Below are 20,701 nucleotides of genomic sequence, written 5' to 3' on the forward strand. Positions count from 1 at the left end.
ATGGCACGGACGGGCCATCTCGGCGCCGCCGAAACGGGTGGCCATCGCTCCCCGGACGGCCACCCGCACCGGTGGCGCCCCGTCTCGCCCCCGTACCGCGTCCTACTTCGGGCTCTCCGTGGGCTTCATCTGGTAGATGTCCGAGGCCGGCGGCTCGGCCGCCTCGACCGGCTTGCCGAAGTCCGACAGCGACGTCGTCGACGTCACCTTCACCTGGTCCTTGGCCTCCTTCGACCCGGCCACCCCGGCGAAGGTGAACACCTCGACCACCTTGTGCAGCCGCCCCTGGTCGTCCAGCCAGGCGTCGTACGGGACCTCCTTGACGGTGAAGGTCTGCCCGCCCATCCGCAGGCCGTCGCCGCCCCGGCCGCCCGTCGCGTCGGCCGCCTTCGCGAGGTCCAGGGTGCCCCGGTAGTGGTGCAGCGGGGCGCCGTCGACGGTCTCGGTGCCGACCAGGTCGGCCTTCTGCACGCCGCGCAGCGCACCGGCCGCCGACGCCGGGTCGGTGGCGCCGCTGCTGACCAGGTTGCCGTCCGGCAGCTGACGGACGTCCAGCTTCACCCACTTGCCCTCGGGCACCTTGGCGCCGCTGTTCTGCAGGTACACGGTGCCCGGCAGGACCACCTCGACGATCTTCCCGGTGGTCGCCGCGCCCGGCGGCACCTGGACCTCCAGCCGGCCGATCCGCTTCACGTAGTCGTAGCCGCCCGTCCCGCTGAAGGACGCCTTCTTCTCCGCGGACTCGGTGACCAGCTCGGTGGCGGCGTGCGCGGAGCCGGTGCGCCCGGTGATGTCGGCGGCGTTGCGCACCGCCGTCAGCGGGTCGGCGGCCAACTGGTCCGGAACGGCCGACCCCTGGTCCGAGGAGCCGCCGCCGGAGGCGGCCGAGCACCCGGCGGCTCCCGCGGCCAGGACGGCGGCGAGCAGGGCGGCCCCGGCCGCCGAGCGCAGCTGCGGCCCCGGGCGGCGCGCTGGCCGCCCGGTTCGCTGTTGGTCGGTCATCTTCATCCTCGCGACAACCCCCTCGGGCCCGACTGCCCTGCCGGGACACCACCGGGTGGGCAGAGCTCTTTCCGGGCAAACGAGTTGGGGCGCCGTCGGTTACGGGACGGACCGGAACCGGGCGGTTGGCGAGCCGGCCGCCCGGCGCGTTACCGTGAACCACGTGCACAGTGAGCTGCCGGCCCAACCCGGCAACGCCCGGATGCCCGAGCACCGCGTCGCGGTCAGCGAACGCGGTTCCTTCGCCTTCGCGACCTGCAGCTGCGGCTGGTACTCCGCCGCCCGCCGGTCACGCGACCTGGCCCGCCGCGAGGGCCACGGCCACCTCGCCGAACACGGCGGCGGCGAGGTGCTCTAGACCAGGACTCCGAGGGGGTCCGCCCCGGTGGCCCCGGTAGCCGCGGACCGCCGCGGGCCGGCCGGGTGCTCAGGCCGCGAGGTCCGACTCCGGCGGCTGCTCCTCCGAGCGCACCGCCCCGCGTCCGCGCCGACGGCCCCGCGGGGCGCCGCCGCGAGCCGGGCCGCCGCGCTCCGGCGCCCGGATGAGCGGGGCGACGGCCGTGCGGCTCAGGGCGTGGCAGAACGGGACCAGCACCGCCATCGCGATCGGTGCCAGCAGCAGCACCACCGCCACCGCGAGAGCGAAGCCCCCGATCACGTCCGTCGGGTAGTGGACGCCCATGAACATCCGGCAGAAGCCCTGCAGCAGGGCCAGTCCGCCGGCGATCCAGCCGAGCTTCCGGTTCACCAGGAACAGCGCCACCGCGACGGCCATCGTCATGGTCGAGTGGTCGCTCACGAAGGAGTGGGTGCCCGCCTTGCCGTCCACCAGCACCAGCAGCCCTGGGTGGTCGACGAAGGGCCGCGGACGGTCCACGATCGCGGCGATCGGCAGGTTGGCCAACTCGGCGACGGCCACCGACAGCGGCACCCAGAGCAGGCCCGCGATCGCCACCGGCGCGTCCGGCCGGCGCCGGGCCTGCAGCCAGGCCACCAGCCCGAGCAGGGCGAGGCCGATCAGGATGCCGTACTCGCCCACCCAGGAGACCAGGTGGTCCAGCCACCGCGGGGAGTCCTTGGCCAGGCCGTTGACGGCGTAGAGCAGGCCGAGGTCGGGATTGGTCGTGTCGGCAAGCGGCGTCGACACGCCGTACCTCCTTCTGGTCCGCAGCAGCTGGTCGTTCCGGCCGGGGCCCGCCCGGCGCGATGAGCTGACGAGGGGCCACCGGATAGAACGTCATCCCCGGGGCACAGCGTTCCACGGAAACGCGCGGTTATGGAAACTTGACTCAGCGTCCACAGGGCACACACAGAACCGCCCGGATCAGCCGCCCGGGACGGGGCGGCCGGGCGCGGTGGGGGCGGGTGCGGCGGCGACCGCGGGGCGTGCCGGCGGGGCCGGCTCGACGACGGCGGCCCGGGCGGCGGCGGGCGCCGACGGGGCCGTCGTGCCGGGGCGGCTCGGGGCGTTGACCGCCCCGCTGTCGTTGCGGGTCGGCAGCGCCTGGGCGCCGTCCGAGGTGACCCGGGTCGCCCCGATGTACTCCCTGGTGTCGATCTTGTCGTACCGGATCACCGCCCCGGTGTGCGGCGCGTTGATCATGTAGCCGCCGCCGACGTAGATGCCCACGTGGTGGATGCTCCGCGGATCGCTCAGGTCCGTCGCCCAGAACACCAGGTCCCCCGGCCGCAGCTGGTCGCGCGACGGGTGCGGGCCGGCGTACCACTGGTCGTTGGCCACCCGGGGCAGGTTGATGCCCACGCTGGCGTACGCGGCCTGGGTCAGCCCCGAGCAGTCGAACCGCCCGTTCTGCGAGGGCAGGCCCTCGCCGCCCCACAGGTAGGGCGTGCCGAGCTTGGTCTGGGCGAAGTAGATCGCGCCCGCCGACTGCGCCGACACCTCCACCGGTGCGGTCGGCGCGGTGAAGCTGCGCGCCATCGCCTGGATGTTCCGCACGTACCCCTGGGTCTCCCGGTACGGCGGGATGCCCCTGTTGCTCGTCACCGCGTACGGACCGGCGTTGTAGGCGGCCAGCATGTTGGCCTGCGGGTCGCCCGGGACCCCGGCGACGTCCTTCGCGAGCGCGCAGTCGTAGGCCGCCGCCGAGGCGATCGCGTCGTACGGGTCCCAGACGTCCTTCCTGCCGTCCCCGTCGCCGTCCGTCGCGTACATCGGCCAGGTGCCCGGCATGAACTGCGCCATTCCCTGTGCCCCGACGCCGGATTGGGCCCGCGGGTCGAAACCGCTTTCCTGGTACAGCTGTGCCGCGAGCATCGGCGGGGAGATCTCCGGGCAGAGGGATCCCCACTTCTGGATCGCGTCCTGGTAGGCGGCCGGAACGGTTCCCGGAGAGAGGGCGGAACGATTCACCGCCTGCTGCGGCGTCCCACTCGCCGCAAGCGTCCCCATGGTCACCAGGCCGATGAGCCCGAACGCGACAACTCCCGCAGCGGCGGCGGCCGTACCGGCCTTCCGGAGTACCATCAGCACCATCCCGACGAATCGTCAGTCGAAGTGTCCCGGAAGGCGTTGCTCACCGCAATCATCAGAGATACAAAGAGTGAGCGCTATCCTTCGTACGGTGGACATCCTCGCGTACGTGTCCGACGCCTCACGACCAATCCGCGAGAAGTAGCCAAGTCGACATCAGATCTGGCCAAGAATAGGTACCGACCCTTCGCGCGGGCCGGGTCCGGGCCCTTGAATTTGCCTGATCGGGCGGTGAGATGGAAATGAACCTGAGCAGCGTGCACACCTATGCGGTCGGCCACCTGGCCGAGGACCCACCCAAGAAGCCGAGCATCGACACCATCATCGGCGGAATCGCGCCGGACTGGGGCCCGTTCGCGAGCCTCGGCTCGGAGGCCCGCGTGATGGTCGAGGTCATCATGGCCATCGCCATCCTCGTCTGCCTCGGCCTCGCCGTCTGGGGTGCCGCCAAACAGCGGATCGGCGCCACCGCGATGCGCGACAGCTTCGGCGCCGAACAGGGCAAGGGACTGATCATCGCCGGGCTGACCGGCGTGTTCATCATCGGATCACTCGGAACTCTGTTCACCATTGTCTACGGCATGGCGATCTGACCATCGGACAGCAGTGACCCGGCTCGCCTGAGGACAGGTCTCCGCCCCCACCCCACCGGCGGCCGAGCCGCCCCGGGAGTCCACCCCGTCCCCACCCCCCGTCCGCGCCCGCCCCCGGACGGAGGGCCCCCGGAGCCGCCCAGGCTCCCCGCACCAGGAGGGCCGCCGTGCCGTTGTCCGACGACCAGCCGCACACCCGTACGCGGCTGCCGGTCGGCGACCAGCCCGCGGCCCCGCCGACCCTCGGTCAGTCCCGTCCGGTGCGCGCCCTGCTGGCAGTCCTGGTGGTCGTCACCCTGCTCGTGGTGGCCGTCGCCATCGCCAACCGCGGCAAGCCCGACCCGGGCGCCGGCGGCAGCTCCTCCGACCGCGCCGCCCCCAGCGCCCCCTCGGGCGCCGGCCCGGCCCCCAGCGGCGACCAGCCCGTCGGCACCACCGCCAACGGGATCGCCACCGGCTTCCCGCACACCGAACAGGGCGCCCAGTCCGCCGCCACCAACTACGCGGTGGCGATCGGCTCCGCGGACATGTTCCGCACCGACAGCCGCCACACCATCGTCGCCACCATCGCCGACCCGGGCGCGGTGGGGGCGCTGCAGAGCCGGCTGGACCAGGGCTTCACACCCGAGACGGCGGCCAGGTTCGGCGTGGATGCGCAGGGGAAGCCGCCCAAGGGCCTGACCTTCGTCAGCCGGACGGTCCCGATCGGCGCCAGGAGCAGCGGTTACACGCCGGACAGCGTCAAGGTCGACGTCTGGTGCACCGGCCTGTACGGACTGGCCGGCGAGCGGTCGACCAAGCCCGTGTCCGAGGAGTGGTTCACCCTCAGCCTCAGCTTGCGGTGGACCGGAACGGACTGGAAGCTCACCGACTTCAGCCGAGTGGCGGGCCCGGCACCTGTCCCGCCGGACCAGCAAGCCGCGACCGCGGAGGAGATCACTGGTGCCGTCGAGCAGTTCGGAGGCTTCCGCTATGCCCGTTGACGGTCATCCGGGCCGCGTCAGGCGGACCGTCCGACGCGTGACGGGGTCGGCGCTGTTCGGCGCCGTCTTCGTCATGATGACGGCCGGCCGCGCGCTCGCCGATCCCTCGCCCACACCCAGCTCGGGCGCCACCAACTCGAGTTGTCCCGGGATCCCGTTGCCCGGGAACGACGTCTACTGCGCCCCGCCCGGCGGTGGTGGGTCGCTGCCCGGGAGCGGCACCGTCAACAGCGTGACCGACCCGCTCGGGTCGCTCGCCAAGGGCTGTGCCCAGGCGGCGGCGTGGGTGGTGCGGAACCTGTCGGGGGCGATCGACGGGACGACGCAGGTGGACTTCACCAACGCGTCGTTCCTGCAGCAGTACGCCGTGGTGTTCGCGGTGTCCACGGTGATCACGCTGGTGCTGTGGCTGCTGGCGGTGACCAAGCGCGCGGTGCGCGGGGCGCCGCTGACGACGGCGATCTCGGAGGCGATCGGCTTCCTGTGGCTGACCGTGGTGGCCTCCGCGTTCACGCCGCTGATCCTGTTCACCGTGGTGAGCGTGACGGACGGGCTGACGAAGGCGATCGCGGTCGGGACGAAGTCGGACACCGGGACGTACCTGGGCGCGTTCGCCGACACCCTGGAGAAGGGGAACGTCGGCGGCGGCCCGCTGATCCTGGTGATCGTGTCGCTGGTCGCGGTGCTGGCGGCGGCGGTGCTCTGGATCGAACTGGTGATCCGGGCGGCGATGCTGTACGTGGGCGCGCTGCTGGGGACGGCGGTGTACGCGGGGCTGGTGGACCGGCAGCTGTGGAAGCACGTGCGCCGGTGGGCCGGGATGATGCTGGCGGTGGACCTGGCGAAGCCGATCATCGTGATCATCCTGGGGCTGGCGGGCGCGGTGGCGACGGGGGCCGGGGCCAACGACGACTTCGCCCGGGTGCTGTCCGGGCTGGCGATCCTGTTCCTGTCGATCTTCGCGAGCGCCGCGGTGTACCGCTTCGTCCCGACCTTCGGCGACGAGATGCTGAACATGCGCCGGGCCCGGGCCAGCGCCGTCCAGGCCGGCTCGGCGATGATCAACGGCACCGCGAACCTGATGAAGCAGGGCATCACCACCCACGGTGACCGGGGCCAGGTGGCGGGCGCGGGCGGCGGGGGTGCGGGCGGCGGCTCGGTCGCGCCCGGCATCGCCGCGCACGCCGGCCGGACTCCGGCCCCACCGCAGCAGGCGGGGCCGCCGCAGGCCCCGGTTCCGATCCGCGACAGCAACCCAGCGAAGGGAGGGTGACGGGTAAGTGAGCAGCGAACCGCTCGGCCAGTACGGTGCCCAGTACGCCCAGCCGTACGTGCACCAGCGCCGCACCTACCTGATCGGCAAGGCCCGCCCGAACGCGCCGATCGGCCGGAACCGGGAGTCCGGGGAGATCCTGCTGATCATCTTCGGGGCGTTCCTCGGCATGCTCTGGGGTCTGCTGATGCCCGTCCTGCCGCTGCGGATCGGCGGCCTGGTCGGCCTGCCACTGCTGGCCATCGCGGCGGTCTACGTGCCGTACCGCAAGCGGACGTTCTACAAGTGGGCGGAGATCAACCGCACCTACCGGCGGACGGTCCGCAGCGGGCGCGCGGTGTGGCGGTCGGACGCGATGGACGCCGGCACCCGGTTGGACGGCCGTGAGGTGGAGATCGGACCGCCGCCCGGGGTGGGGCGGCTGCGCTGGCTGACCGCGCCGTTCGGGCCGGACGAGGTCGGGGTGCTGATGCACCTGGAGCGGCGGACGGTGACGGCCGCGATCGAGATCGAGGGCCCGGGCGTGGGCCTGCGGGACTCGGAGGACCAGGAGGCCCTGGTCGACCGGTTCGGCACGCTGTTGAAGCACGTGGCCAACGGGGACGGCTTCGTCACCCGGCTCCAGATCCTGGCCAGGACGCTGCCGGCCGACCCGGACGCGCACGCCAAGGACGTCGAGCGGCGCGGTGACCACGACGCCCCGCGCTGGCTGCAGGAGTCGTACGACCAGCTGCAGTCGATGGTGTCGACCTCCTCGGAGCAGCACCGGGCGTACCTGGTGGCCTGCATGCACTACACCCGCGACCTGGCCGCCGAGGCGCACGCGATGGGGCGCAGCGCCTACGAGAAGCGCGGTGGCGGCCGGTCCCGGGACGACGACGGGCTGGCGGCCGTGATGGCGCGCGAGCTGACCGACATCTGCGCCCGGCTGGCCGAGGCGGACATCCGGGTGCGCCAGCCGCTGGGCCAGGCCCGGCTGTCCTCGCTGCTGCACTCGATGTACGACCCGGACCACCCGATCGACCACATCCAGGCGATGTCCCGGCGCAACGCCTGGCCGGCGGAGCTGGACGCGACCCACCCGCAGTACCTGCAGGCGAAGACCCGCGAGTCGGCGACCCGGGAGCCGTGGTGCCACGCGACGGCGTGGATCAAGGAGTGGCCGCTCACCCCGGTGGGCGTCAACTTCCTGGCGCCGCTGCTGGTGCACACCCCGGACGTGATCCGGACGGTGGCGGTGACGATGGACCTCGAGCCCACCGACGTCGCGATCGAGCGGATGCTGACCGAGAAGACCAACGACGAGGCGGAGGCCAGCCGCGCGGCCAAGATGAACCGCACGGTCGACCCCCGCGACCTGGCCCACACCGGCCGGGTGGACCAGCGCGGTGACGACCTGGCCTCCGGTGCGGCCGGGGTGAACCTGGTCGGCTACATCACGGTCTCCTCGCGCAATCCGGAGGCGCTGGCCCGCGACAAGCGGACCATCCGGGCCTCGGCCGGCAAGAGCTACCTCAAGCTGGAGTGGTGCGACCGCGAGCACCACCGGGCGTTCGTCAACACCCTGCCGTTCGCCACCGGCATCCGCCGCTAGCGGGCGGGTGCCGGTGGCCCGGCCGTCGCACTCGCCCGGCGTACCGGTCCACCCGCCGCACCCGTCCACCCGCCGTACCAAGTCCACCGCCGTACCAGTCCACCCGCCGCATCCGTCCACCCCCCACCGCTGACACCAGGAGGCCGCTCATGGGGCTCGGCAACCTCACCGACGCGTTCACCAGCCTGATGTTCGGCAAGGTGGAGACCACCCGGCTCCCGGTGCGCACCTCCACCGGCCAGGCGCAGGCCGTGTACCTCCCCACCGCCGCCCCGGGGTTGGGCGACTCCGGCGTGATCATCGGGCGGGAGGTGTACAGCGGCAAGGGGTACGTGTACGACCCCTTCCAGCTGTACGGGCAGCAGCTGCCGGCGCCGCACTGGCTGGTGCTGGGGGAGTCCGGGAACGGCAAGTCGGCGCTGGAGAAGACGTACGTGCTGCGCCAGTTGAGGTTCCGGGACCGCCAGGTGGTGGTGCTCGACGCGCAGGGCGAGGACGGTGTGGGCGAGTGGAACCTGATCGCCGACGCGCTGGGCATAAAGCCGATCCGGCTGGATCCGATGGCGGCCCGGGACGGCGGTGTGAAGCTCAATCCGCTGGACCCGGCGATCACCCAGACCGGCCAGCTGTCACTGCTGCGCACCATCGTCGAGGTGGCGATGGGGCGCGGGCTGGAGGAGCGGGCCGGCTTCGCGCTGAAGGCCGCGCACGCCCATGTGGTGGCCTCGGTGACGGACCGCCAGCCGGTGCTGGACGACATCATCGAGACCCTGCGCAGCCCCGAGCTGTCCTCCGTGGAGTCGCTGGGCGTGGCGGTGGACGAGGTGCAGTCCTGGGGCCTGGACGTGGCGCTGGTGCTGGACCGGCTGGTCGACGGTGACCTGCGCGGCATGTTCGACGGTCCGACCACCGACGGCATCGACCTGGACGCCCCGCTGATCGTGTTCGACCTCTCGCACATCGACCGCAACTCGATCGCGATGCCGATCCTGATGGCGATCGTCGGGGTGTGGTTGGAGCACACCTGGATCCGGCCGGACCGGAAGAAGCGCATCTTCCTGGTCGAGGAGGCCTGGCACATCATCAACAGCCCTTTCGTGGCGCAGCTGTTTCAGCGGCTGCTGAAGTTCGGGCGCCGGCTGGGCCTGTCCTTCGTCGCGGTGGTGCACCACCTGTCGGACGTGGTGGACGGCGCGGCGGCCAAGGAGGCCTCGGCGATCCTGAAGATGGCCTCCACCCGGACGATCTACATGCAGAAGGCCGAGGAGGCGCGGGCCACCGGCCGGGTGCTGGGCCTGCCGCGCTGGGCGGTGGAGATCATCCCGACCCTGTCGCCCGGCATCGCGGTCTGGGACGTCAACGGCAACGTCCAGGTGGTCAAGCACATCATCACCGAGACCGAGCGGCCGCTGGTGTACACCGACCGCGCGATGACCGAGGACGCCGTGGCCGAACGGGTGCGGGCGGAGCGGCAGTTGGCGGCCGAGCCGGGCGTCTGACCCGGCCGGGCCGGGCGTCTGGCGCGGCCGGGCCGGGGGGATCCGACGCGACGGGGGGCGCCCCCTGCACGGCCCGTGCACGGCCCCTGCGTGGTCCGCGCACCGCCCGGACGGCGACGGTTCGTCAGCAGGTAATCGTCTTGTTACGTTCCACGTCCTGACAGCTACGCGCGTTGACCCTAGGCTGCACACGCACGACTCACGCCCGAACACCGGTGCTGTCCCGCCACCGGTCCTCCCTCCGACGCGCAGGGGAACCCCTTCATGCTCACCGTCAGATCCCGACGGACGGCGCTCGCCGTCGTCGCCGCCGCTGGTCTGCTCGGCACGGTGGCCGTGCCGACGGCCGCCCAGGCCGCCGACGCCAACGCCAAGCGTCACAAGACCGTCAACCTCCAGCTGCTGGCGATCAACGACTTCCACGGCAACCTGGAGCCCCCGGCCGGGTCCTCGGGCACGGTCAAGGAGATCGACCCGGCCACGGGCAAGGAGGTCTCCACTCCTGCCGGCGGCATCGAGTACCTGGCCACCGAGCTGCGCAAGGCCCGGATCCCGGCCGACGACTCGATCACCGTCGCGGCCGGCGACATCATCGGGGCCAGCCCGCTCACCTCCGCGCTCTTCCACGACGAGCCGACCATCGAGGCGATGGACAAGCTCGGCCTGGACGTCACCTCCGTGGGCAACCACGAGTTCGACGAGGGCGCGCAGGAACTGCTGCGAATGCAGGAGGGCGGCTGCCACCCCACCGACGGCTGCTACGAGCCCGGCCGGACCTTCAAGGGCGCCAACTTCAACTACCTGTCGGCGAACGTCACCGACGAGAAGACCGGCCGCACGCTGCTGCCCCCGTACTGGGTGACCAAGTCGCAGGGCGTCAAGATCGGCTTCATCGGCGTCACCCTGGAGGGCACGCCGAACATCGTGACCGCCGAGGGCGTCAAGGGCCTGAAGTTCGCCAACGAGGTCTCGACGATCAACAAGTACGCCGCGGAGCTGAAGTCCAAGGGCGTCAACTCGATCGTCGCGCTGGTCCACGAGGGCGGCTACCCGGCCAGCAGCGTCTACAACTACGACTGCGGCCCGGCCGGCCAGGGCGTCTCCGGCCCGATCGTCGACATCGCGAGGAAGATCGACCCGGCGGTCGGGGCCATCGTCACCGGCCACACCCACAACGCGTACGCCTGCACCATCCCCGACCCCAACGGCGTGCCGCGCTCGGTGACCAGTGCCGCCTCCTTCGGCCGGCTCTTCACCGAGATCGACATGAAGCTGGACAAGACCACCGGCGAGATCGTGCGCCCCTCGGTCAAGGCCGAGAACCACGTGGTGCGCCGCACGGTCGAGAAGGCGCCCGACATGACGGCGCTGGTCGACCACTACCAGAAGCTGGCCGCCCCGATCGCCAACCGGCCCGTCGGCTGGATCGGTTCGGACATCAACGGCCGCGGCAGCAGCGACCTGGAGAAGCCGCTCGGTGACGTGATCGCCGACGCGCAGCTGGCCGGGCTCTCCCCGGCCGACAAGGGCGGGGCGCAGGTCGCCTTCATGAACCCCGGCGGCATCCGCTCCGACCTGGTCTACAGGGCCTCGGGCGGCGAGGGCGACGGCGTGGTGACCTACGGCGAGGCGTTCACCGTCCAGCCGTTCACCAACATGATGCAGGTCAAGACGCTGACCGGGGCCCAGCTGGTGCAGCTGCTCCAGCAGCAGGTCAGCGGCGCCAACGAGGCGGCGCCGAAGGTCCTCCAGGTGTCCTCGAACCTGCACTACACCCTGGACATGCGCAAGACCGGGGCGGACCGGGTCGTCGTGGACTCGATCCGGCTGAACGGCGCGCCGGTCGACCTGGCCGCCAGGTACCGGGTCGCGGCGAACGAGTTCCTGGCCGGCGGCGGCGACGGCTTCCCGGCCTTCGCGGCCGGCACCGACAAGCTCGTCGGCGCCTCCGACCTGGACGTCTTCACGGCCTACCTGGCGGCCCACAGCTCGGCGGCCGCGCCGCTGCAGCCGCCGGCGCAGGACCGGATCAAGGTCCTCGGCCCGGGCAGCGACATCGACTGACCGTGTGCCGGACATGAGGACGGGCGGGGCGCTGTCGGGGCGCCCCGCCCGTCCTGTTCCCCGCCCGTCCTGTTCCCGCCGTCCGGTTCCCCACCCGGTGGTGGCCGGGCCGGGAGCGTCACTCCGGCGCGGGACCGCCGGGCAACCGGACGGTGGCCAGCGCACCCGGACCGCCGTCCTCGGCCGGACCGAGGGTGACCTCGCCGCCCGCCTCCCGGACGCTCTGCGCGACGATCGACAGACCGAGGCCGGAGCCGGGCAGCTGGCGCGAGGAGGGGGAGCGCCAGAACCGGTCGAACACGTACTGGAGCTCGTCCGGCGGGATGCCGGGGCCGTGGTCGCGCACGGTCAACACGCCCTGCCGCAGCCGGACTTCGATCGTGCCGCCGGGCGGGCTGTACTTCACCGCGTTGTCCAGCAGGTTGATCACCGCCCGCTCCAGGCCGGCGGCGTCGCCGTGCACGTACCAGGGCTCGGTGCTCGTCTCGAAGACCAGCCCGGGGCCGCGCAGCTCGGCCCGTTCGACGGCCCGTGCGGCGATCTCGTGGAGGGCCACGACGGCGAGGTTCGGGCCGGCCTTGGGGGAGTCGGGGCGGGAGAGCTGGAGCAGGTCGCCGATCAGGACGGTGAGCTCCTGCATCTGGGCCTTGAGGTTGCCGAGCAGCTTGGTCCTGGTCGCCGGGGGGAGCGGGCGGCCGGTGTCGTTGCTGCGGATCAGCAGGTCGACGTTGGTGCGCAGCGAGGTGAGCGGGGTCCGCAGCTCGTGGCCGGCGTCGGCGATCAGCCGGGTCTGGCGTTCGCGGGAGTTGGCGAGGGCGGTGCTCATGGAGTTGAAGGAGGCCGACAGCCGGGCGATCTCGTCGTGGCCGTGGACCGGGATGGTGGTGCCGACCTCCTCGGTCCTGGCGATGTGCTCGACGGCGTCGGTGAGCTGGTCCACGGGCTTGAGGGCGGAGCGGGCGACCAGGCGGCCGGCGACGGCGGCGAGGAGGATGCCGCCGACGGAGACGGAGCCGAGGAGGACGGCGAGGCCCTGGAGGGAGTCCTCGACGCCTTGGGTGGAGGTGGCCACCATCAGCAGAGCGGGCTGGGATCCGGAGTGGGTGAGGGAGATGCGGACGACCGCCGGTGTTCCGTCGGTGAAGTGACCGTCCCGGATGATCGATTGGCCCGGGGCGAGTTTGAAGCCCGCGCTGTCGCCGGGCCTGACCACGATGGCCTTGGTCGCGTACGGGGGGAGGCAGACCCCTGCGGGGTTGGCCACGACGTACTGGGTGTCCCGGGGCACGGCGCCGAAGTTCTCCGGGGCGATGCCGGGTCGCTGGTGCTCCAGAGCCTTCTCGGCTGTGTCGTAGCACAGGAGATGGCCGCTCCCGGGCAGCGGCGGCGGTGCACTGGCGAGGTCGTTGCGGACCTGGCCGTAGAGCTGCTTCTCGACGATGAACCAGCACGCCAGCGCGGACAGCGCGATCGCCACCGCCACCGCCGCCGCGCTCAGGAAGGTGAGGCGGCTGCGCAGGGACCGGGAGCGCAGCCAGTGGACCAGGCGCCGCCGGGGGCCGGGTGGGCGTGGCGGTGCCAGTGGGGGCGGGGGCGGTAGGGCGCTCACGCGCCGGTGCCGGCGGCCGGGCGCAGGGCGTAGCCGACGCCCCGTACGGTCTGGATGAGGCGCGGCATGCCGCCCTGCTCGGTCTTGCGGCGCAGGTACATCACGTACACGTCCAGGGAGTTGGAGGAGGGTTCGAAGTCGAAGCCCCAGACCGCCTTGAGGATCTGTTCGCGGGTGAGGACCTGCCGGGGGTGGGAGAGGAACATCTCCAGCAGCATGAACTCGGTGCGGGTGAGCTCGACCGGCTTGCCGGCGCGGGTGACCTCGCGGGTGGCGGTGTTCATCCGCAGGTCGGCGAAGGCGAGCACCTCGCTCTCGTCCTCGGCGGCGGCGCGGGCGGCGGCCTCGGCGGCGAGGGCGTTGCGGCGCAGCAGGGCGCGGACGCGGGCGAGGAGTTCGTCGAGCTCGAAGGGCTTGGCGAGGTAGTCGTCGGCGCCGACGTCGAGGCCGGTGACGCGGTCGCCGACGGCGTCGCGGGCGGTGAGCATCAGCACCGGGACGGTGTCGCCGCGGGAGCGCATCCGGCGGACGGCGGTGAGGCCGTCCATCCGGGGCATCATGATGTCCAGCAGGACGAGGTCGGGCTTGTCGCGTTCGACGGACTCCAGTGCCTCGTAGCCGTCGGTGGCGGTGTCGACCTCGTACCCCTCGAAGGCGAGGCTGCTCTCCAGGGCGTCCCGGAGCGCGGGTTCGTCGTCGACCACGAGGAGCCGGGCGGAGGGGTGGCCGGCCTCGGCGGGGGTGCGGTCGTCGGCGGACGGGGTCATGGGCTGGTGCCCTTTCTCGTCGGATGGGGTGCCTGCTGGGAGCAATTGTCCGCCTGGCGGACGGCTGCCGACTGCTACGGGTTCCGGCTCACACGTTCTGGCCGGCTTCGAGCTTCGGCAGGACCTGCTTGATGTCGTTGATCGGGATGGCGAAGCCGAGGCCGACGCTGCCGGCCGTGCTGCTGGAGCCGCCGGCGGTCGAGTTGGCGCCGTTGGGGGAGTACATGGCCGAGTTGATGGCGATGACCTGGCCGTTGGCGTTGATCAGCGGGCCGCCGGAGTTGCCGGGGTTGAGGGCGGCGTCGGTCTGGAAGGCCTTGTAGGTGGTGGCGTCGCCGGTGCTCTGCTGCTGGGGGATGCTGCCGCGCAGGCCGGGCAGGTCGGGGAAACCGAAGCCGCCGTTGCTGCCGGTGCTGCCTTCGTCGAGTTGCACGGTGACGTCGCGGTTCTCGGCGCTGATGATGCCGGAGGTGACGGTGCCGGTGAGGCCGTCGGGGTTGCCGATGGCCACGACGGGGTCGCCGACGGCCACGGTGGAGGAGTCGCCGAGGACGGCGGGGGTGAGGTGCTTGGCGCCGGTCGCGGTGATCACGGCGACGTCGAGGCCCTTGTCGGTGCCGGTGACGGTGGCGGGCGCGGTGGAGCCGTCCTTGAAGGTCACGGTGATCCGGCCGCCGTTCGCGATCGCGGTGTCGATGACGTGGTAGTTGGTGAGGATCCGGCCGCTGGTGTCGAGGACGACGCCGGTGCCGGTGGCGGTGCCGTTGCCGGTCTTCACGGTGATCTGGACGACGCTGGGCGAGACGGCGGCGGCCACGGCCGGCACGTCGGCGCTGCCGTCGGAGCGGGCCGAGACCGGGCTGGCGACGGTGCCGACGCGGTTGCCGGAGGACTGCCGGTCGGCGGCCACGACCCCACCGGTGAGCCCGCCGATGACGGCGGCGATCGCGGCGACGGCGGTGACCAGGACGAGCCGGCCGCGCAGCACGCCGCGCCGGGCCCGGCTGCCGCGGCCGGGGCCGTCGGGGCCCGCGGGGTGCCCGAGGAGGGTGGGCGGCTCGGGCGGGACGGGCGGGGGAGGGGGCGGTCCGTCGAAGCCGCCGCCGGAGTGGTCCTCGCGGTAGGCGTACCCGGCGTAGGGGTCGGTGCCGCCGGTGCGCGCGGTGCCGTCGGTGCCCGCGCTGCCGCTGGTGCCCGCCGCGCCGCTGGTGCCCGCGGCGCCGCCGCCGAGGACGGTGCCCTCGATGACGCGGGGGCGGTACGGGTCGTGGTGCTCGTCCGGGTGCTGCTGCTGTTCGTTCATGCCGCCCAAGCTCCGCCCGGCGCATGAGGAGCGGATGAGAAGCGGCTCAGAAGGGTCCGAGAAGCCCGTTGACTTCTCATAAAGCCTGGTCAGGCCGCCGTGGCGGACGGCCGGGCGGCCGGCGGAGCGGAACCGGCTATTCCGCCGGGGTGCGGCCGGGCGCCGCTCCGTCGCAGCCGCAGGAACGGCGGACGACCAGGCGGGACGGGAACTTGCGGACCCGCTCGGTGTCCGAGCCGGGGACCATCAGCGAGTCGTCCAGCACCAGGTCCACGGCGGCCCGGGCCATCGCGTCGCGGTCGGAGGCGACGGTGGTCAGCGGCGGGTCGGCGAGCGCGGCCTCGGGCACGTCGTCGAAGCCGGCCACCGCGAGGTCCTCGGGGACGCGCAGGCCGACCTCGCGGGCGGCCCGCAGCACGCCGATGGCCTGGTCGTCGGTGGAGCAGAAGATCGCCCTGGGCCGGTCGGGGGAGCTGAGCACGCCGAGCGCGACCTCGTAGGCGCCGTAGCGGTGGAAGGGCGCGTCGATCAGGTGCGGCTCGGTGGGGACGCCGTGCGCGTCCATGGCGCGCTGCCAGCCCTCGACGTGGTCGATGACCGGGTCGCCGGGGGCGGGGGAGTCGACCGGGCCGCCGAAGCAGGCCACGTACGGGTGGCCGTGCTCCTCCAGCAGGTGGCGGACGACGGCCTCGGCGCCGCCCACGTCGTCGGTGACCACGGCGACGTCGTCGATCGCCTCGGGGCGGCGGTGCAGCAGCACCACCTTCGCCCCCTCCATCGCGGCGAACTCCTCGGCGGCGCGCTGCGAGGGGCCCTGGCTGACCAGGATCAGGCCGGAGACCCGCATGCCGAGGAAGGCGCGGACGTAGTGGACCTCGCGGTCGTCCACGTAGTCGGAGTTGCCGATCAGCACGAGCTTGCCGCGCTCGGAGGCGGCCCGTTCCACGGCGTGCGCCATCTCGGCGAAGAAGGGCTGGCGGGCGTCGGGGACGACCATGCCGATCAGGTTGGTCCGGCGGGATGCCATCGCCTGGGCGACGCTGTTCGGCCGGTAGCCGAGCTGCTCGATCGCCGCGAGGACCTTCTCCTTGGTCGCGGGCGCGACCGGGCGCGGCCCGTTGTTGATCACGTAGCTGACGACCGCGGTCGAGGTCCCAGCCAGTCGGGCTACATCGTCGCGCGTCACCTTGGCCACGGGGGGAGTCTACGCGTGTGGTCCCGGGGGCGGCAGTGCGACCTGGGGCCGCCCCGGGGCGCACCGGAGCAATCCGGACGAGCCGGGCGGGGACGGTCCGCCCGGCTCCGGGTCACGCCTCCAGCGGAGCGGAGGGGCGCTGGGCGAGGTCCGGACGCTCGCCCTTCTCGGCCTTCTCCGGGACGACGAAGCGGTAGCCGACGTTGCGCACGGTGCCGATCAGCTGCTCGTGCTCGACGCCGAGCTTGGCCCGCAGCCGCCGCACGTGGACGTCCACCGTCCGGGTGCCGCCGAAGTAGTCGTAGCCCCAGACCTCCTGGAGCAGCTGCGCCCGGGTGAAGACCCGGCCCGGGTGCTGGGCCAGGTACTTGAGCAGCTCGAACTCCTTGAAGGTGAGGTCGAGCGCCCGGCCCTTGAGCTTGGCGGAGTAGGTGGCCTCGTCGACCGAGAGGTCGCCGTTGCGGATCTCCATCGGGCTGTCGTCGACGGCGACCTGGAGCCGGCCGAGCGCGAGCCGCAGCCGGGCCTCGACCTCGGCGGGGCCCGCGGTGTCCAGCAGGACGTCGTCGATGCCCCATTCGGCGGTCACGGCGGCCAGGCCGCCCTCGGTGACCACCAGGATCAGCGGGCAGCCGATGCCGGTGGAGCGCAGCAACTGGCACAGGCTGCGGATCTGGGGCAGGTCACGCCGCCCGTCGACCAGGATGACGTCCGCACTGGGGGTGTCCACCAGTGCGGCCCCCTCGGCGGGGGCCACCCGGACGTTGTGGAGCAGCAGGCCGAGGGCCGGCAGCACTTCCGCTGAGGGTTGCAGCGCGTTGGTCAGGAGGAGGAGGGAGCTCATACCCGGTGGTCCCCTTTCCGGGTCGTCGTGGTCGCGGTGGGGCTGCCGCCACAGCCGGATGGCGCACGAACGGGGAGGTGTCGCGCGCTGCGCGTCCCGGCGGGGGCGGCGGTGGGCGACGTGAGGGTGAGGAGGGGAAGGACGACCGGCGCCTGGGGCGCACGGGGGGAGCGGAGGGCGGGACGGCGCTCGCGCCCGGGGTCCCGCAACCCCTGGCGCGCCGTCTGCGCTCCGCTCGTCCCGCTCATCCCGCGAACCCTCCGGTCTGGTCCGGTACCGGGTGGCGGCCCGGCGCCCGGTGTCGACACCCCGCCGACCGGGCACGTCCTCGTGCCGGTCGAGCGGGGGCTCCTGCGGCGCGCCGGGGGTGGGCCGACGAATCGCAAGAACGTCCGTACTGGCGTCCTGAAAGCACAAAAGGACCCGGGGGCGACTCTGCCCGGATCCCTCTTGGTCGTCGAGGATAGCCGACCCGCTCCCGCCCCGGGAGTGCGCGAATCCGGCGGTTCGCCCAATCCGGGCGCGCGCCGGGTGAGACCGGACACAACTTCGGGCGCCGTCGCGCACCCGTCCGGCCAGGGCGATTGCCGCTCGCGACGGCGGACACGCCATCATGGACGCACATCGGCGGCGCCGCGCGGGTCCATTCGTTCGGGTGGTCGGGCGGCCGCCCCGGTGGCGAACCGGACCGGGCCACCGGGGCCGGGCGAGGACGAACGGAAGGGGTGGCCCGATGGGCGCGACCACCGAGCCCGCGAGCGGCGCCCGGGTGCGCGGGACGATCCGCTACTGGGCGGCGGCGAAGTCCGAGGCCGGGCTGGCCGAGGAGCCGTACCAGGCGGCGAACCTGGCGGAGGCGCTGGCGGCGGCCAAGGAGCGGCACGCGGACCGGCCGAAGTTCGTCCAGTTGCTCGGGCACTGCTCGTACCTGGTCGACGGCTCCCAGGTGGGCGGCCGCGACCACGCGACCGTCGCCCTGACCGAGGGCGGGACGGTCGAGGTCCTCCCGCCGTTCGCGGGAGGGTGAGCGGCGTGACGGACATGAACGACCCGAACCGGCAGGACGGCGGCTACGGCACCTGGCCGCAGCAGCCGCACCCGCACCCGTACCAGCCCCACCCGCAGCAGCATCAGCAGCACCCCCCGCAGCACCCGTACGGCCATCCGGTGGACGACGACGCGGCCGCGACCACCCTGCTGCCGCCGGTGCCCGCGCTGGACGACGCGGCGGCCACCACGCTGCTGCCTCCGGTGCCGGCGCTGGACGACGCGGCCGCGACCACGCTGCTGCCGCCCGTCCCCCCGCTGGACGACGCGGCGGCCACCACGCTGCTGCCTCCGGTGACGGTCTCGGGCGCGATGCCGGTCGCCCCGCCACCGCACCTCGGCCGGCCTGCAGCGCAGCCGCAGTTCCCGCCGCAGGCGCAGCCGCAGCACCAGCACCAGCACCACCCCCAGGCGCAGCCGCAGCCGCAGGCCTGGCAGGAGCCGCCGTCCCGGGCACGGCACCGGGCCCCGACGCCGCAGTCCGCGCCGCCCCAGGCAGCGCCGCAGCAGGCGGTGCCCGCCGGGCCCGCGGGGCCCGTCGGGCCCGCCCTCGACTCGCCGACGATGACGCTCAAGCGCCCGTCCGCCCCGCTGCCCGGCCAGGCACCGGAGGCGCCCGGCGGGCCCGGTGCCCAGCCGTACCAGGGCCTGCCCGCGCAGCCGCTGCCGGCGGCGCCGCAGTCCGGTGCCCCCGGCGGCCGGACGGGTTCGCCGATCATCGACCCGGGCCTGCAGCCCGCCCTGATCACCGCCGGTGCGGCCGCGCTGCTGGCCGGCGGCGCCGCGCTGGGCCAGGTGGCGCTGGCCCTGGTGGTCGCGCTGCTGCAGCTGCTGACGGCGGCCGGCTGGTTCCGGCTGAACGGCATGTGGCCGGCCCGGCAGGGCATCCTGCTCGCCGCGCTGGCCGGGTTCACCGCCGATGCGGCCGTCCTGCTGGCGGACTCGGACGGCGGGGCGGCGGCCGTGGTGGGCACCCTGGGCGGGTTCTTCCTGCTGGTCCTGGTGCTGCAGACGTTCCGTCCGTCGGATCCGAAGGAGCGGTTCTACGCGCTGACCGTGCTCGGGTCGGCCACCGTGGTGACGGCGCTGTGCACGATGCTGCTGCTGGCCGACTGGGTGCCGGCCGGGGTCGGCGCCGTCGCGCTGGCCGTCCTGCTGGCGGCGGCGCCGCTGCCCGGTCCGAAGCAGCTGGGCCCGGTGCTGGGTCTGGTCGCGGCGGTCGTGCTGGGCCTGCTGGTGGGCGCGCCGCCGGCGCTGGGGGTGCTCGCCGGGCTGGGTGCGCTGGTCGGCCGGCGGGTCGCGGCGTACGACTTCCCGTCCCGCTTCGTCCACATGACGGCGGGCGTGGCGCTGCCGCTGGCGGTGTCCGCGCCGCTGATCTGGATCGCCACCGACCTGCTGGCCGGCTGAGCCCGGTACGTCACACCTGCCCGCCCCGGAACCACCTTCCGGGGCGGGACGTCGTACGGTCGTGCGGGACGACGGCGACCGGCGACGACGGGGAACACGATGCGCGGATGGTGGAAGGCGACGATCGGCCTGGCGGTGCTCTCCGGGCTGCTGGTGGGCGCGGACCGGATCGCCGTCGGCGTGGCCGAGGACGAGGCCGCCGACCGGCTGGTGAAGAGCGGCCAGATGAGCCGGCGGCCGGACGTGACGATCGAGGGCTTCCCGTTCCTCACCCAGGTGGTGACCAAGAAGCTGGACGACGTCCGGATCTCCTCGGACGGTCTGACCGTCCAGAACAACGGCCACCAGGTGGCGCTGCACTCCTTCAAGGCCAGGCTCTCCGGCGTCTCGGTGAGCGACAGCCTGAGCACCGCGACCGTGGACGACGGCACCGGCAGCGGCGTGATCTCGTACCAGGACCTCGCCCAGCTGCTGCCGCCGGCCTCCGAGCTGCTGGGCGGCGCCCCGCTGCCGGGCGGAGGCAGTTCCCGGCTGAGCCTGTCGTACGGCGGCCCGGGCAAGGTCAAGGCCTCGCTGGGGCCGGTCTCGGTCGGTGAGGCGACCGTGCACAACGAGGGCAACACCATCACCGTGGACGGCCTGAAGCTGAGCTCGCTGGCGGAGATGGTCGCCGGGCTCACCAACCGGAAGATCCAGCCGGCCGCTTTCACCCTGGACTCGATGCCCGCCGGGCTGGCGCTGGCCGCGAAGGACGGCGCGACGCCGTTGCCGGAGGGCCTCCAGCTGTCCTTCGAGGGCAAGGGCGTCAAGCTGCTGGGCTGACGCCGGCCCGCGCCCCCTCCCGGAGCACCGGCCCGCGCCCCCTCCCGGAGCACCGGCCCGCACCCCCTCCCGGAGCACCGGCCCGCCCCTCCCCGGCCCGCCGCCGGCCCCTTTCCACTCCGCCCCCGTTCCGCTCTGCGAGACGGGCTGTCCAGCGCCGGCTCCGGAGCGGTGTCGTTTCCGCACGTTGTGCCCCGCCGCCGGG

Annotated in this window: 18 protein-coding genes; 10 read left to right on the forward strand and 8 right to left on the reverse strand. The window is 73.2% G+C overall.

Going from position 1 to position 20,701, the window contains the following annotated elements:
• Positions 1-102: 102 nt before the first annotated feature.
• Entirely contained in the window at positions 103-1,002 is a 900-nt protein-coding gene (locus tag ACGF07_RS26450) for a hypothetical protein (protein ID WP_350737292.1), read from the reverse strand.
• A 163-nt stretch (positions 1,003-1,165) separates the two neighbouring features.
• On the opposite strand from ACGF07_RS26450, the gene ACGF07_RS26455 reads away from it, so the two are divergent.
• Positions 1,166-1,360, forward strand: coding sequence for a hypothetical protein (locus tag ACGF07_RS26455; RefSeq protein ID WP_350737295.1), 195 nt, complete (start codon positions 1,166-1,168; stop codon positions 1,358-1,360).
• A 69-nt stretch (positions 1,361-1,429) separates the two neighbouring features.
• Here the strand turns inward: ACGF07_RS26455 and ACGF07_RS26460 are convergent, their stop codons facing one another.
• Together ACGF07_RS26460 and ACGF07_RS26465 are read right to left on the reverse strand one after the other, a co-directional pair.
• Positions 1,430-2,149: a phosphatase PAP2 family protein gene (locus tag ACGF07_RS26460; protein ID WP_350737297.1), complete on the reverse strand. Its 720-nt coding sequence runs from the start codon at positions 2,147-2,149 to the stop codon at positions 1,430-1,432.
• Positions 2,150-2,326: 177 nt separating this feature from the next.
• Positions 2,327-3,487 (reverse strand): NlpC/P60 family protein, encoded by a 1,161-nt coding sequence (locus tag ACGF07_RS26465; RefSeq protein ID WP_392902642.1) that lies wholly within the window; start codon positions 3,485-3,487, stop codon positions 2,327-2,329.
• Positions 3,488-3,735: 248 nt separating this feature from the next.
• Between ACGF07_RS26465 and ACGF07_RS26470 the strand changes: the two genes are divergently transcribed.
• The 6 genes from ACGF07_RS26470 to ACGF07_RS26495 all read left to right on the forward strand — a co-directional run bounded on the left by ACGF07_RS26470 (position 3,736) and on the right by ACGF07_RS26495 (position 11,499).
• Positions 3,736-4,086, forward strand: a complete 351-nt coding sequence (locus ACGF07_RS26470; RefSeq protein ID WP_392902644.1) for a hypothetical protein — start codon at positions 3,736-3,738, stop codon at positions 4,084-4,086.
• Between the two features lie 167 nt (positions 4,087-4,253).
• Positions 4,254-5,069 carry a hypothetical protein gene (locus ACGF07_RS26475; RefSeq protein ID WP_392902647.1) on the forward strand — a complete coding sequence of 272 codons (816 nt, stop codon included), beginning with the start codon at positions 4,254-4,256 and terminating at the stop codon, positions 5,067-5,069.
• A gap of 37 nt (positions 5,070-5,106) precedes the next feature.
• Complete coding sequence (locus tag ACGF07_RS26480; protein ID WP_392902650.1) at positions 5,107-6,342, forward strand: hypothetical protein; 1,236 nt, start codon at positions 5,107-5,109, stop codon at positions 6,340-6,342.
• A gap of 7 nt (positions 6,343-6,349) precedes the next feature.
• On the forward strand, positions 6,350-7,936 hold the full coding sequence (locus tag ACGF07_RS26485) for an SCO6880 family protein (RefSeq protein WP_350737309.1): 1,587 nt from the start codon (positions 6,350-6,352) through the stop codon (positions 7,934-7,936).
• 149 nt (positions 7,937-8,085) lie between these two features.
• On the forward strand, positions 8,086-9,435 hold the full coding sequence (locus ACGF07_RS26490) for an ATP-binding protein (RefSeq protein WP_392902652.1): 1,350 nt from the start codon (positions 8,086-8,088) through the stop codon (positions 9,433-9,435).
• A gap of 264 nt (positions 9,436-9,699) precedes the next feature.
• On the forward strand, positions 9,700-11,499 hold the full coding sequence (locus ACGF07_RS26495; protein WP_392902654.1) for a bifunctional metallophosphatase/5'-nucleotidase: 1,800 nt from the start codon (positions 9,700-9,702) through the stop codon (positions 11,497-11,499).
• Positions 11,500-11,617: 118 nt separating this feature from the next.
• Here the strand turns inward: ACGF07_RS26495 and ACGF07_RS26500 are convergent, their stop codons facing one another.
• The 5 genes from ACGF07_RS26500 to ACGF07_RS26520 form a co-directional block, all read right to left on the reverse strand.
• Positions 11,618-13,108, reverse strand: a complete 1,491-nt coding sequence (locus ACGF07_RS26500; RefSeq protein WP_392902656.1) for a sensor histidine kinase — start codon at positions 13,106-13,108, stop codon at positions 11,618-11,620.
• On the reverse strand, positions 13,105-13,875 hold the full coding sequence (locus ACGF07_RS26505) for a response regulator transcription factor (RefSeq protein ID WP_350737321.1): 771 nt from the start codon (positions 13,873-13,875) through the stop codon (positions 13,105-13,107). Before ACGF07_RS26505 ends, ACGF07_RS26500 begins: the two co-directional genes overlap by 4 nt.
• Before the next feature lie 88 nt (positions 13,876-13,963).
• A complete protein-coding gene (locus tag ACGF07_RS26510) occupies positions 13,964-15,178 on the reverse strand; it encodes a S1C family serine protease (protein WP_392902659.1) in 1,215 nt (404 codons plus the stop codon).
• A 136-nt stretch (positions 15,179-15,314) separates the two neighbouring features.
• The gene (locus ACGF07_RS26515) at positions 15,315-16,373 is read right to left on the reverse strand and encodes a LacI family DNA-binding transcriptional regulator (RefSeq protein WP_392902661.1); all 1,059 of its coding nucleotides are present in this window, start codon (positions 16,371-16,373) and stop codon (positions 15,315-15,317) included.
• Between the two features lie 112 nt (positions 16,374-16,485).
• Complete coding sequence (locus ACGF07_RS26520) at positions 16,486-17,217, reverse strand: response regulator transcription factor (protein ID WP_350737330.1); 732 nt, start codon at positions 17,215-17,217, stop codon at positions 16,486-16,488.
• Positions 17,218-17,950: 733 nt separating this feature from the next.
• Here ACGF07_RS26520 and ACGF07_RS26525 point away from each other — a divergent pair.
• From ACGF07_RS26525 to ACGF07_RS26535, 3 genes are all read left to right on the forward strand, one after another.
• Positions 17,951-18,244: a MoaD/ThiS family protein gene (locus ACGF07_RS26525; protein ID WP_350737333.1), complete on the forward strand. Its 294-nt coding sequence runs from the start codon at positions 17,951-17,953 to the stop codon at positions 18,242-18,244.
• Between the two features lie 5 nt (positions 18,245-18,249).
• Positions 18,250-19,674, forward strand: coding sequence for a hypothetical protein (locus tag ACGF07_RS26530; RefSeq protein ID WP_392902665.1), 1,425 nt, complete (start codon positions 18,250-18,252; stop codon positions 19,672-19,674).
• Positions 19,675-19,773: 99 nt separating this feature from the next.
• The gene (locus ACGF07_RS26535; protein WP_350737338.1) at positions 19,774-20,496 is read left to right on the forward strand and encodes a DUF2993 domain-containing protein; all 723 of its coding nucleotides are present in this window, start codon (positions 19,774-19,776) and stop codon (positions 20,494-20,496) included.
• Positions 20,497-20,701 lie beyond the last annotated feature (205 nt).

It is taken from the genome of Kitasatospora sp. NPDC048194 (assembly GCF_043202455.1).
Lineage (GTDB): Bacteria > Actinomycetota > Actinomycetes > Streptomycetales > Streptomycetaceae > Kitasatospora.